At 60.9% G+C, this 11,977-nt stretch carries 13 protein-coding genes; 10 read left to right on the top strand and 3 right to left on the bottom strand.

Going from position 1 to position 11,977, the window contains the following annotated elements; genetic code table 11:
• The first annotated feature begins 80 nt into the window (after positions 1-80).
• From ACLQ8T_RS12410 to ACLQ8T_RS12380, 7 genes are all read left to right on the top strand, one after another.
• Positions 81-1,205, top strand: coding sequence for a hypothetical protein (locus ACLQ8T_RS12410; protein ID WP_413454796.1), 1,125 nt, complete (start codon positions 81-83; stop codon positions 1,203-1,205).
• Positions 1,202-2,443, top strand: coding sequence for a TadA family conjugal transfer-associated ATPase (locus tag ACLQ8T_RS12405; protein ID WP_413454795.1), 1,242 nt, complete (start codon positions 1,202-1,204; stop codon positions 2,441-2,443). Before ACLQ8T_RS12410 ends, ACLQ8T_RS12405 begins: the two co-directional genes overlap by 4 nt.
• Positions 2,444-2,446: 3 nt before the next feature.
• Positions 2,447-3,127, top strand: a complete 681-nt coding sequence (locus tag ACLQ8T_RS12400) for a type II secretion system F family protein (protein ID WP_413454794.1) — start codon at positions 2,447-2,449, stop codon at positions 3,125-3,127.
• A complete protein-coding gene (locus ACLQ8T_RS12395) occupies positions 3,124-3,663 on the top strand; it encodes a type II secretion system F family protein (RefSeq protein WP_413454793.1) in 540 nt (179 codons plus the stop codon). The genes ACLQ8T_RS12400 and ACLQ8T_RS12395 overlap by 4 nt, the downstream gene beginning before the upstream one ends.
• Positions 3,664-3,789: 126 nt before the next feature.
• Entirely contained in the window at positions 3,790-3,972 is a 183-nt protein-coding gene (locus ACLQ8T_RS12390) for a DUF4244 domain-containing protein (RefSeq protein ID WP_038991688.1), read from the top strand.
• 3 nt (positions 3,973-3,975) lie between these two features.
• Positions 3,976-4,311, top strand: a complete 336-nt coding sequence (locus ACLQ8T_RS12385) for a TadE family type IV pilus minor pilin (protein ID WP_204722720.1) — start codon at positions 3,976-3,978, stop codon at positions 4,309-4,311.
• Positions 4,308-4,703, top strand: a complete 396-nt coding sequence (locus tag ACLQ8T_RS12380) for an Rv3654c family TadE-like protein (RefSeq protein WP_204722719.1) — start codon at positions 4,308-4,310, stop codon at positions 4,701-4,703. The genes ACLQ8T_RS12385 and ACLQ8T_RS12380 overlap by 4 nt, the downstream gene beginning before the upstream one ends.
• 14 nt (positions 4,704-4,717) lie before the next feature.
• Here ACLQ8T_RS12380 and ACLQ8T_RS12375 read toward each other — a convergent pair whose 3' ends face one another.
• On the bottom strand, positions 4,718-7,048 hold the full coding sequence (locus tag ACLQ8T_RS12375) for a DEAD/DEAH box helicase (protein WP_413454792.1): 2,331 nt from the start codon (positions 7,046-7,048) through the stop codon (positions 4,718-4,720).
• A 98-nt stretch (positions 7,049-7,146) separates the two neighbouring features.
• Complete coding sequence (locus tag ACLQ8T_RS12370; protein WP_128471034.1) at positions 7,147-7,803, bottom strand: GNAT family N-acetyltransferase; 657 nt, start codon at positions 7,801-7,803, stop codon at positions 7,147-7,149.
• Between the two features lie 164 nt (positions 7,804-7,967).
• Between ACLQ8T_RS12370 and ACLQ8T_RS12365 the strand changes: the two genes are divergently transcribed.
• Positions 7,968-8,867 (top strand): rhodanese-related sulfurtransferase, encoded by a 900-nt coding sequence (locus ACLQ8T_RS12365; protein ID WP_413454791.1) that lies wholly within the window; start codon positions 7,968-7,970, stop codon positions 8,865-8,867.
• Positions 8,868-8,918: 51 nt separating this feature from the next.
• Here the strand turns inward: ACLQ8T_RS12365 and ACLQ8T_RS12360 are convergent, their stop codons facing one another.
• Positions 8,919-9,497 carry a GNAT family N-acetyltransferase gene (locus ACLQ8T_RS12360; protein ID WP_413454790.1) on the bottom strand — a complete coding sequence of 193 codons (579 nt, stop codon included), beginning with the start codon at positions 9,495-9,497 and terminating at the stop codon, positions 8,919-8,921.
• Between the two features lie 73 nt (positions 9,498-9,570).
• Between ACLQ8T_RS12360 and ACLQ8T_RS12355 the strand changes: the two genes are divergently transcribed.
• Positions 9,571-11,160 carry a methyltransferase gene (locus tag ACLQ8T_RS12355; RefSeq protein ID WP_413454789.1) on the top strand — a complete coding sequence of 530 codons (1,590 nt, stop codon included), beginning with the start codon at positions 9,571-9,573 and terminating at the stop codon, positions 11,158-11,160.
• Positions 11,157-11,834, top strand: a complete 678-nt coding sequence (locus ACLQ8T_RS12350) for a helix-turn-helix domain-containing protein (RefSeq protein WP_338085794.1) — start codon at positions 11,157-11,159, stop codon at positions 11,832-11,834. Before ACLQ8T_RS12355 ends, ACLQ8T_RS12350 begins: the two co-directional genes overlap by 4 nt.
• Positions 11,835-11,977 lie beyond the last annotated feature (143 nt).

Here is an 11,977-nt window from a genome sequence, read left to right as displayed (position 1 = left end):
TTGTGCCGTGCCAGTGGACGATATCCCCAGCCGGTTGGCTGGCCGCACGCAAATGATTGGATGGATGCCACGCTCGATGCATGAAATGGCTATCAGAATCCCCATCGGCCCAGCCGCTGAAGGTTGCGCAACGATTTGTGATGACAGAATCGGATTTCGAACAGCTGCCTCCGAAGAGAACCGGCGCGCCGGCGGCTGGTGAACGCACTGCGGAGGATGAGCCGGTCTGCACCATCGTGAGCAACGACGCGCGGATTATTGAGCGATGCGCGGTGATCGCGGTCGGCGCGGCGGTGCGAATCAACCAATGCGCTGATCCGCAGCTTTTGCCCGGCGATGGCTCGGGACCGGTGCTGTGGGGCAGCGACATGGCAGCACTGGCCGAAAACACGAGCCGGCCGGTAGATGTGCTGGTCGGCATGGAAGATGGCGAGTCCCTCATCTGGACTCTGGCCAGCAGGATTCCCAAGGCACGAGTGGCTGTTCTGCCATCGGCGAGCCAATGGCTCGGCGAATACCTCGGCCTTTGGGCCATGCGGGCAGGACACGGGCACACGCTGGCGCTGAGTTCCACGGCCGGCGGGTTGGGGACGACAACCCTCGCCCTGCTGCTGGCGCACGCGGGAACGCTCAGCGGCCTGCGTAGCGCCATGATTGATTTGGATCCGCATTCACAAGGTGCATGGCCACTGGTGTGCGCGCAGCCGCCCGCCGGAATCGGCTGGGAGGAATTGCAGCAATCCGGCGGCGCGCTGGCGGCCCATCAACTGGCCGAAACTTTGCCGAAACTGCGCGATACAACCATCCTGACCTGGTCCCGAGCCAACCGAACGCAGGAGCTGGAAGACCAGCTGGTGATTCGGCTGCTGGCTGCGGCCCGGCAAGGATTCGATCTCGTCGTGGTGGATGCCGGACGTGCACCGCATCCGCAACGGTTGGCGATGAACCAGTTCATTGACCGGAATATCGCCACTGCCAGCTCCATGACCGTGCCAGCTTTAGGGGAAGTGGTGCTGTGCGGGGAGCAGAAACTGCGATGCACCCCTCAAGGTTTTCCGGAGATGCTTGGCGCCTTCCCTGTCATTCCGCGGATTAGCAAGGCCCTGGAGCGCGGACAGCTCTTCGACACTTTCAAATCCCGGGCACTGCGCCAGCACCTGTCCAATCTGTGCCTGATACCGCAGGTGAAGGAGCAGCGCCCATGAGCCCGGGACGGCACAGCCACAACGCCACCCCAGCAACGGGCGGACCCGTGCTGGATGCCAAGATTCTCGAATCAGTGCGTGAACGCGCGCTGCTCACCGGCGGGCAGCTGGACGCGATTGCCTTGGCCGGAGCCGTCCATGACTCGGGCGTGGCCCTCGGATCGCAGGGCGCCGCCCAGTCATTGGAATCGCTGCAGCACGAAGTGGCAGGACTGTCTGTCCTTGAGCCATTCGCCCAGCGGCCGGAAGTCACCGATGTCCTGGTGGACGGTCAGGGGAGGGTCTGGACTGATTCTCCGGCCGGACTGGAACCCACTGAATTCCGGTTTTCCTCTCCGGAGCAGGTGCGGACGCTGGCCGTGCATCTGGCGACCCTCGCTGGACGACGGCTGGATTCAGCGAGCCCATTCATGGACATGAGCTTGAAGAACTACCGTGTCCACGCCGTGCTGCCGCCGATTGCCACGGCCGGTCCTTTGATCTCGATACGAGTCAAGCGCAGTGCCCAGCTTGAACTGGGCATGGTCCTGGAAGGATCCCACGGGTTCTGGCTGCCGCTGCTCCAAGCCCTTGTCCAGCGCCAGATGAACTTCCTGATTACCGGCGGTACGGGCAGCGGAAAAACAACCCTGCTGCAAGCCATGCTGGCCGAGGCCAACCCGCAGCACCGATTGGTCATCGTCGAGGACTCGCAGGAACTGCAAGTGCCGCACCCGCACGTCGTATCCTTGCAAACCCGTTCGGCCAACGTCGAATCCGCCGGCCAAGTGGAACTGAAGGATCTGGTTGTCCAGGCCCTGCGCATGCGCCCCGACCGATTGGTCGTTGGCGAGTGCCGCGGGTCGGAGATACGCGATTTCCTGGCAGCGATGAACACCGGGCATCAAGGAGCGGCTGGCACCATGCACGCCAACAACCCGCAATCGGTTCCGGCACGCCTGGCGGCGCTGGGTGCGCTCGCCGGATGGAGTGTGCAGGCAACCGCGTTGCAGGCCTCCAGCGCATTGGATCTCGTCATTCACATGAACAGGGGCAGCCATGGGCAGCGCGGACCGGTGGCACTGAGCAGCTTGGAGACCGGTAGCGACGGCCAGATGCAGATGAGGCACCTGATCGATCTGGAGGCTGCCGAACCGTTTGCCGAATACGGTCGACGCTTCTTGGCGGACAGGTTCGGCCATGCACTCGCACGCAGCGTCGCCACGGCGCTGGATAACGAAAGCATCAAGGAGCATTGAACCATGCTGATCCTCATCTTGGGCGCGTTGGCCTTGTGGTTCTGGATTCCCGCGCACCCGGCCAGCAAAAGGGCTCCGGGCTCATTACTCAGTCGCTGGAACCGCGGGGGAGAACGCCGCCCGGCAGGAGAGCAGCTGCTGAGCACCGACGCACGGATCATCCGCGAATTATCGGCGCTGCTCCGAAGCGGTCTGGGGTTTCATCCAGCTGTTGATGTGTTGCTCGAAGCCGAAGACGACACCGGGGACATTCTCGGTGCGCTCAAGGATCTCCAAGCGACACATCGGCTCGGCAACAGCGCACCCGGACCGGATGCAGCACAGGGAAAAGGACAGGGACCGGCGGTGCAACGGCTGCACTGGTGCCTGGAACTCTCCGAACGCAGTGGTGCCAGTCTTGCCGACGTCTTGGAACGGCTTGCCGAAGACCTCGAAAGCGCACTGGTAGCCCAGCAGGCGTTTGACGCGGCCATGGCTGGACCGAAAGCAACGACCAAATTGCTGACCTGGCTGCCGCTGGTGGGGTTTGGATTTGGTCTGCTTCTGGGCATTGACGTGCTGGGCACGATAGCGCGATCATGGGCGGCGCAACTCAGCGTGTTCATCGGGGCATTGCTGTGGATCGCCAATCGGATCTGGTGCGAGCGGCTCATGCATGCAACCTCTAGCCAGGCAATGTCATGATTCTCTTGATTCTGCTCTTTGGCGCTCTTGCCATCGCTTTGGCACTGGGGCCGTCCACTGCGCGAACAAGCGGAGAAGGCAAGGCAGCCCAATGGCTTTGGAACAGACGGCAGGACAACGACAAGCCAATCGAGCTGGTCCTGGATCTCAGCGCCAGCCTGCTGGATTCGGGAATGCCCATCACCGAGATCCTGGATCTGCTTGGAAACAGCATTGAACAGTGCGCGGTGCTACGCAGCGTCGCGCGCTGCCTGGAAATGAACATGGAGTGGGACAAAGCGTGGGAAGCCGTGCCTGCCTGGCTCGCGCCGCTGAGGAAGGCCCTGCACTTTGCGCACAGGACGGGCGCTCCGGCAGCCAACCTGCTGCGCAATACTGCGATTCTGCAACGCCGTGAGCATACGCAGCAAGTTGCACGCCTCGGCGCGCAATTCGGTACCCGTCTTGTGCTTCCCCTGGGAGCCTGCGCATTGCCGGCCTTCATCGCCCTAGGCGTCGTTCCACTGATCATCGCGCTGTTCCCAAGCTTCCAGTAAATCCCGGTCCAAGGTTATGCCCAGCTCGCAAGAAACCGATCTCTGCGCCGTCTGCGCTCGCCGAAGGTAGTAGCACAAGGTCCCCGGCATCGGCGCCGGGGACAGGTATCCAGAAAGGAAAACACAATGAACCGACGGTTCCGTGAAATCAGGGATCTGCTCCAGGAAGAGCAGGGATCCACGACAGCCGAATTCGCTATGGTCACCCTGGCTGCCGTAGCCTTTGCCGGCCTGCTGATCAGCATCCTGTCCAGCGGCGATGTACGCGGCATGCTGATGGGCCTGATCACTAAAGCACTGTCGCTGTAGGCCATGAGATTCAGTGATGAATCTGGCAGCAGCACCGCAGAATTTGCGGTGCTGCTGCCAGCAGTTGCGATCATGCTGTCCTTGGCTCTGTGCTTTGGTGTCGTTGGGATCCAACAGATTCAAGTTCAGCAGGCAGCCGGGGCCATGGCCAGGGAATTGGCCCGCGGCGAGGATGATGCCACCGCTCGCGCCAGCGGGGTTCGGCTAGCAGGAACCCAAGCCCGATTCTCGCTGTCAACATTCAACGGCTACTCGCAAGTGCACGTTAGCAAAACCGTGCGGCTTCCAATTGTCGGCAGCCTGCAGGTTCACGGACAAGCCAGCGTGGCAGTCGAATGAGCAAGCTGCAACGCCTCCGAAACGAACAGGGCAGCGGGACTGTCATGGCGACGGCGCTCGTCGTTGTTGCGCTGCTTATCGCTGGTGCGGTCTTGGCATGGGTTGCAGCAACACGAGCTGCGATGCAGGCAGCCAGCGCTGCAGACATGTCGGCGCTGGCTGCCGCAGATACGGCCCGTGGGCTGCGTCCTGGCGAACCCTGCACCGTAGCTGCGCAGCTTGCGCAATCCAGCGGTGCGCAGTTGGCATCATGCACGGTGGAACCCGGTGGCGAGTCGGTGCGTGTAGCAACCTTTGTTCCTGTCGGATTCCGTGCCATGGGCGTGGAACTGTATCAGGCCGAAGCCCGGGCGCGGGCCGGAGCGCCACCGCTGGATGCTCCGATGCCCTGAGCAGGCACATGGGTTCAGCGGTGGTGGGCTGGTTCCACGTCATCGAGCACGGCGGACAACAGCAAGATGGCGCCAGCCTTGTCCAACGGATTATTGCGGTTGCCGCACTTGGGGGATTGCACGCAGCTGGGGCACCCGTGCTGGCATTCGCAAGCCTGGATGGCATCTCGGGTGGCCCTAACCCAATCGGTGAAGCGCTCGAAACCGCGCTCGGCAAACCCTGCACCACCGGGCTGGGCGTCGTAGACGAAAATTGTCGGATGTCCGGTATCCATATGCAGTGCGGTGGATACTCCGCCAATATCCCAACGGTCGCTCGTGGCAACAAGGGGCAGCAAGCCGATCATGGCATGCTCGGCTGCATGCAAGGCTCCGGGGAATTGGTCAACCGCCAAGCCAGCTCGCAATAGCCGCTGCTCGGTCAGCGTGAACCAAACGGACTTGGTGTTCAGATCCCTGGCTTCAAGTTCCAGGGGCTCTTCTGAGAGCACCTCGTTGGAAACCACCGACTTTCGCTGGAAGGAAACGACCTGGGTGGTCACCGTCACTTCGCCGAAATGAATCGTCAGGTCCCGATGGTTGCGCTCGCGTTCCTCGGAATCGATGGCGACCGTGGTGAGATCGCGAGCTGTGGTGTAGTAGTCGGGATTGACCCGGGTCACGATCACAACGTGGTTCTGCTCGTCAAGTTCTTCCACATGGTAGCTCGCACCCTGGTGGACATAGATGGCTCCCGGATGCGCCTGATAATGCGTTTGCGGGGAATCCATGGTGCCGAGCAATGCGCCGGTTTCCGCATCGATGATGTCAACTGGTCCACCGCCATCGGCGCGGATGGAGAACATCGCCGCCGCATGCTGCGGATGTGTCCAAAACCATCCGGCAGGGCGTCGGCGCAAGTATCCGCGTTGCACCAGCGAATCCAGAAGCTGCTCGGTTTGCGGACCGAAAAGTTCGAGCTCTTCAGGGCGCAGGGGAGATTCTTGCGCGGCCGCGCAGAGGTGGCCGCTGAGCACATACTTGTTTTGCGGATCAAAGACCGTTGCTTCTACTCCCAAATCGAAGATGGCTTCGGGGTGATGCGCCAGGTAGGTGTCCAACGGATCTTCGGCCGCGACAAAGATCGCGAGCGCATCCTGGCCGGAACGTCCGGCACGGCCGATTTGCTGGAAGAACGACGCGCGGGTACCCGGCCAGCCAGCCACCACAACGGCGTCCAGACCAGCAATGTCGATGCCCAATTCCAGTGCCGAGGTCGAGGTGACGCCCAGCAGCTCGCCGCTGCGCAATTGCTTCTCCACCGCTCGGCGCTCACTGGGCAGGTAGCCCGAGCGGTAGGCCGCAAGCCGGACGGATAGTTCTGGAGCAAATTTTTCCAGATGCTTGCGAGTGAGCGTTGCGATGGTTTCAGCGCCCCGGCGAGACTTGATGAAGACAATGGTTCGAACATGGTCGGCCATCAGGTCGGTGAGGATCGAGGCGCTTTCGGCAACGGCGGTGCGACGTACTGGCGCACCGTTTTCACCTCTGTGCTCGCTCATCGGGGGTTCCCACAAAGCCATCACCAGTTCGCCGCTGGCAGAGAAATCATTGGTTACCGCTTGCGCTGGTGCTCCGATGAGGCGCCCGAAGGATTCTTCCGGGTCTGAGCTCGTAGCGGACGCACCGATGAACACCGGGTAATTGCCGTAATGGGCGCAAACGCGTCGCAATCGGCGCATCAGGTTGGCGACGTGCGCGCCGAAGACTCCGCGGTAGGAATGCGCCTCATCAATGATGATGTAGCGAAGGCGCTTGAAGAACCGGGACCAAGCCGGATGGTTGGGCAGGATGCCGCGATGAAGCATATCGGGATTGGTGAAAACGAAGTTGGCATGCTGGCGTACCCAGGCACGCGTTGCCTGATCGGTATCCCCATCGTAGGGAGCGGCTCGGACACCGGGAACCTTCAAGGATTCCACCGCGGATAGCTGGTCGGCCGCCAGCGCTTTGGTGGGGCAGATATAGAGCACCGATGCTCCGGCATCGGCATCGTTGAACCCGCTGTCCTTGGCTCCAAGCAATTGTTCCAAGCTCGGCATCAGGTAGGCCATGGACTTGCCCGAAGCGGTACCGGTGGAAACGATGGTGTGATGGCCGGCGTGGATGAGATTAGCCGCCTGGGCTTGATGCAGCCATGGCTGCTGGATGCCCAGGCCCTGGAAGATCTCGATGAGCTCGGCGCTGAGCCACTGGGGCCATGGGCTGGTGATCTCGTCCTTGGCAGTCCTGGTACGGCGGTGCACCACACCGTCAGGATCATTGGTCCGGTCGAAGGGATCTAAGAGAGAACGCACTGATTTCACGAGGACGCCTTCCGGACCGGGAACTGCTGGAGTTAAAGACTATCGCCGCGCTTGACGCGGATACGTCAAGCACGGCGATGAGAGCAATTGTGGAGGCTCTAGGCCTTGAACATGACAACCTTGCCCAGCGAAGTCCAGCCAAGTGAAGCATAAAGCTGCTGGCCATCGACCGAAGCGATCAGCAGGCCTTCATCCACGTCGTGTTCCTGGGCCAGCGAAGCCAGCGCACGCATGATCAATGTGCCTAGTCCCTTGCGGCGGAAATCGGCGCCGGTGATGATGCGGTCGAAGATCGCATATCCGTCGACTGCCGAGACGTGGCCGGAGGCGGCAACTACTTCCTGGTTGTCTTCAGGATGCAGCGACACATAGGCATGCGTGCCATCGCGTTCAATCTGGAAAACGAAGCCGTCTGCAGGCAGCGGGACCTCGACGTCGTGCACGGCTAGTTCTGTGACCATCAGCGCTTCGTCGTCGGCGGTAACCTGCAGCCCAACCTCGGTCGCCATGGCGACCAGATTTTCGGCGGAGTCGTCGAATGCCGTCAGGCGGCGATTTGGGTGCTTCGCCAAGGTCTCGGCGACTGCGGCGAGTTCCTCTTTGGAAGGGCCATAGATGACGTATTCCCAGTCTTCAGTGGTGTCGTGGCGCAGCGCAGCGTGGACTCGTCCTTCGTTACGAGTTTCATAACCACGAGCCCCAGCCCAGCCTGCTACCCAGGTGCCAATCAGTTCATCGCTTGCGTTTGATGCCATAATTTGACCCTACCTTGTCTTTCCTAGGAATTAGCTGACATTGAACTAATCGTTGCCTACTTGAAACTATCGCACTGTCCGAGAGCCGATATTCCTGGGAAAGATCAATGTGACATTGCTCTTTTCCTCGGCGTTTCGCGGCCCGAAGCTACTAACATTGTAGGGTGGCCATTCATCGCATAGTTCTGTATTACGCTTTTACTCCGCTCCCAGATCCGGAAGCAATCCGCCTTTGGCAGCGCTCTCTGCTGGAGCGCTGGGGCCTGCGCGGACGCATCATCATCTCCAAAGACGGCATCAACGGCACCGTGGGTGGCGAGATCTCCGCAGTCAAGGCCTACGTCAAGGCCACCCGGGAACTTCCCGCATTCAAGAAGATGGATATCAAGTGGTCTGAAGGCTCGGCTGAGGACTTCCCGCGTATCTCCGTCAAGGTTCGCGACGAGATCGTCACCTTCGGCGCCCCTGGGGAACTCGAAGTCGACGAGAACGGCGTGGTAGGTGGCGGCACCCACCTGCGCCCCGAAGAACTGCACGAACTGGTTGACGGCAGGAAGAAGGCCGGCGAGAAGGTGCACTTCTTCGATGGCCGCAACGCCTTCGAAGCGCAGATCGGCAAGTTCAAGGACGCGATCGTTCCTGACGTGGAGACCACCCGTGATTTCGTTGCAGAACTGGATTCGGGCAAGTACGACCACCTGAAGGACCAGCCGGTCGTCACCTACTGCACCGGCGGCATCCGCTGCGAGGTGCTCTCTGCTTTGATGGTCAAGCGCGGCTTCCAAGAGGTGTACCAGATGCAGGGCGGCATTGTCCGCTATGGCGAGAAGTACGGCGATGCAGGACTCTGGGAAGGTTCGCTGTACGTCTTCGACAAGCGCATGCACACAGAATTCACCGAAGACGCGGTGACTATCGGTGAATGCGTTGGCTGCCAGGGCCCGACGAACAAGTTCGAGAACTGCTCGAACCCCGCCTGCCGCAATCTGCGCCTGTTCTGCGAGGACTGCGCGAAGGATGAAGAGCTGCGACGCTGCCCAGAGTGCAGCACCGTGGACGCCTGATCACCGCATGGACCAACGGCGGCCCGGAGTGTCGAAGTCCGGGACGCAGTCCTATCTTTCCGTCGCCGGCCACAAGCCGGTCGAGGCGTCCTTGACCTCGGTCTGTTCCGCCTCGGTCCGGTAAATCTTCAGCCCGCGTGCTTGGTAATTCGGCAGCGCCGCCGGCCCGTCCAATGAGCACGTATGCAACCACACCCGGCTGACCGCAGGCAGCTGCGTCCAGCGCGAGCCCAGGGTCCAAGCCTGCCGCAGTGCTTCGCTGAGCAGCACTCCGCCGAGGCCGCGACCGGTAGCTTCAGGAAAGAGCCCGAAGTAGAAGATCTCGACTTCGCTGCCGGCTTCCACGACTTCCGTGACGAGCTCCACATATCCCTTGGGAGCACCCTGCTGGTAGAGCACCCACGTTTCAGAGCCGGGACGTCGGAGCACTTCGTCCCACTGCTCGCGGGTGGAATCCAGGCGATCAGCCCAGTTCAGCTCGCTGCCGACGCTTTGGTAGAGGAACCGCGAAAATTCCGGGGTGATCTCGTCGGCCAGTTCAATCCGGGCGTCCTCGGGCAGGGATTTGGACGAAGGGATGACCTCCGCAGGATTGAGCTGTTGCAGATAGGTCACGGTTACTTGGGTCATGCCCACATCATAGGCCGGGCCAAGTTGACTAGCCTAGCTCCCGCCGGTTGCGTTACTCGGTAGACTTGGCGTTGTGAATGCTGCTGAATTTTCTTCCATTGATGACGCTCCGCAGAGCCATAATCAACTGCTCATCGACTCGCTGGCCAAAGACCTGACTGCTGTCGGGTACAACTATGAAAATGTCGAGGGGCTGCTGGGCGAGGAAGCCGCCGCAGCATTTGCGCGCGACCAGCTGCACCCTGCATTGCGCAATCTGGATCGGCGCGGGGAGGATGTTCCTCTGGCTTGCGTAGTTCGCCTCTTCCAATTGGGCCAGACCCAGGAAGAAGCTGCCATCAATGCCGCCTTCCCGACGCTCAAGACCGACGGCCTGCTCAAGCTGGGGCTCGTCGAGTCCTGGGCCAGCGGTTACCGTGCCAAGATCGCCTTGGCACTGCATTCATCGGATGCCGATGGCGAATTGTGGGTGGCCCACGACTTGGGCGCACACCAGCGCCCCGGCGTGCTGCGCACTGACCATGTGCTCGGCATTGGCCAGGCTTCGCTGACCCTGGCGCAGATCACGATCCGCGCAAAGGTCGAGCGCGCGCTGGACTTGGGCACCGGCTGCGGCATCCAGCTCTTCCACCTGCTCTCGCATGCGGAACACGTCACCGCCACGGACCTGTCGGCCCGAGCCCTAGGATTCACCCGGTTCAACCTGATGCTCAACCACCAGGCCTTGGCGCTGGATCCAGAGAACCTCGATTCCCGGGTCACCTTGCTCCAGGGAAGCCTGTTCGAGCCGGTGGCGGGATCCACGTTCAATTTGATCGCCAGCAACCCGCCGTTCGTCATCACCCCGCGAAGTAGCACAGAGCGGGCCAAGGACCGTTTCACCTACCGTGATGGGGGAATGGCTGGCGACACCTTGGTGAGCACCCTGATCGAGCAAGCACCCGAATTCTTGGAGCCGGGTGGTTCCATGCAAATGCTTTCAAACTGGGAGATTCCTCTTCTAGACGATGAATCGAACCAAGCATGGGATGCCCGGGTGCGCCAGTGGTTCGGCGACAAGCTGGACGTGTGGGTGATTGAGCGCGAGCAGACGACCCCAAGCGGCTACGCCGAAACCTGGTTGCGCGACTCTTCGCAGACCGAAGACAGTAGCTCGTATGTCTCCGCCTACAACGCGTACCTCGATGACTTCGAGTCCCGCGGCGTGGGGGCCATAGGCTTCGGCTTGGTGTACTTCCGCCGCCCGGTTGCAAGCCGCCCAGTCCTGCAGCGCTACGAGCAGATCTCGCATCAGGTGGAACAGCCGCTGGCCCCGACATTGCAACGCGATATTGCGATGGCTGACCAGCTGGCAGCGGCCGGCGAAGGATACAAGGATTGGCACCTGCTGGTGCCTGAGGACGTCACCGAGGAACGCCACCAGCGTCCGGGAGCAGAGCACCCGGGCGTGATCTTGCTGCGCCAGGGTGCTGGCCTGCGCCGAACTGAATTGCTTGATACTGCGCAGGCAGGATTTGTTTCCGCCTGCGATGGCGAATTATCTGTATCGCAACTAGTCAATGCGCTGGAATCGCTGATAGGCGAGGGGCAGGAAGACTTCTCAGACGTGCTTTATGAAGCAGTGAAGCGGCTCTTGCGACATGGCCTGCTTCAGAAAATGTGAAACAAGCGCTAAAGTTTTTCCCTATGACACGGAACACAATTGAGGAACAAGGTGGAGCCGCCTCGCAAGATGCGGCAAAAATTCCACAAGTTGTCTCGATCACTGACCCCCAAGCGATTCGAGCGTTGGCGCATGACGCTCGACTGATCGTCTTGGATGAGCTCTTTGCTTCGCAGACCACCCGCACCGCTACGGAACTTGCATCGCTGTGCGCGTTGACCCCCAGCGCAATGAGCTATCACCTTCGAGCTCTGGAGAAGTACGGGTATGTGATCCGTGCAGCTAGTGAGGGCGACGCGCGCGAGCGCCGCTGGCGTGCGGCCGGTGAACGGCTTGAACTGAACACGCAGATCGATTCGGCCAACGCCAAGACCGCGTACTTGAACGTGCAGTTGAACGCATTCCGCACCCGTCTGAACGCTGAAGTGCAGCGTCGCGAGTCGGAGGCGAAGGCCGGAATCGCTCCAGACCCGGATCGTCCGCCGATGCTGACTAGTGGTTTGGTCTTCCTTTCTGAGGCCAAGCAACTGGAATTCAACCGGAGAATGCACGAGCTTGTCTGGGAATATGAAGCACAGGCAACGGCCGAGGAACGCAGTATTGATTCGCGGCGTATGTTCTACTTAATCTCGTTGCTTCCCGAATACCAGAGCAAGGGGGAGGCAACATCATAAAGATGCTTTGCTCAAAGCGCACAAATCCTTCGGTGTAAGATCATCGAGAAATGTGGCTATAGAGTAGGCATGAAGAACGAAGCTGCGATGGCGGATCGAGCAAGCCCCGGGAATGGGTGCCGAAGATCCGTGTTGTCTAAAGG

Source organism: Glutamicibacter sp. FR1 (genome assembly GCF_047300825.1).
In the GTDB taxonomy this organism is placed as follows: Bacteria; Actinomycetota; Actinomycetes; order Actinomycetales; family Micrococcaceae; genus Glutamicibacter; species Glutamicibacter nicotianae.
Note: the sequence above shows the minus strand (reverse complement) of the source record. Positions and strands in the feature narration are given on the sequence as shown.

Coding starts and splice junctions, on each gene's coding strand:
- ACLQ8T_RS12360 (WP_413454790.1), bottom strand. CDS start 9,497: ATGACCCAAGTAACCGTGACCTATCTGCAACAGCTCAATCCTGCGGAG.
- ACLQ8T_RS12380 (WP_204722719.1), top strand. CDS start 4,308: ATGAGCAAGCTGCAACGCCTCCGAAACGAACAGGGCAGCGGGACTGTC.
- ACLQ8T_RS12410 (WP_413454796.1), top strand. CDS start 81: ATGAAATGGCTATCAGAATCCCCATCGGCCCAGCCGCTGAAGGTTGCG.
- ACLQ8T_RS12370 (WP_128471034.1), bottom strand. CDS start 7,803: ATGGCATCAAACGCAAGCGATGAACTGATTGGCACCTGGGTAGCAGGC.
- ACLQ8T_RS12385 (WP_204722720.1), top strand. CDS start 3,976: ATGAGATTCAGTGATGAATCTGGCAGCAGCACCGCAGAATTTGCGGTG.
- ACLQ8T_RS12405 (WP_413454795.1), top strand. CDS start 1,202: ATGAGCCCGGGACGGCACAGCCACAACGCCACCCCAGCAACGGGCGGA.
- ACLQ8T_RS12400 (WP_413454794.1), top strand. CDS start 2,447: ATGCTGATCCTCATCTTGGGCGCGTTGGCCTTGTGGTTCTGGATTCCC.
- ACLQ8T_RS12390 (WP_038991688.1), top strand. CDS start 3,790: ATGAACCGACGGTTCCGTGAAATCAGGGATCTGCTCCAGGAAGAGCAG.
- ACLQ8T_RS12395 (WP_413454793.1), top strand. CDS start 3,124: ATGATTCTCTTGATTCTGCTCTTTGGCGCTCTTGCCATCGCTTTGGCA.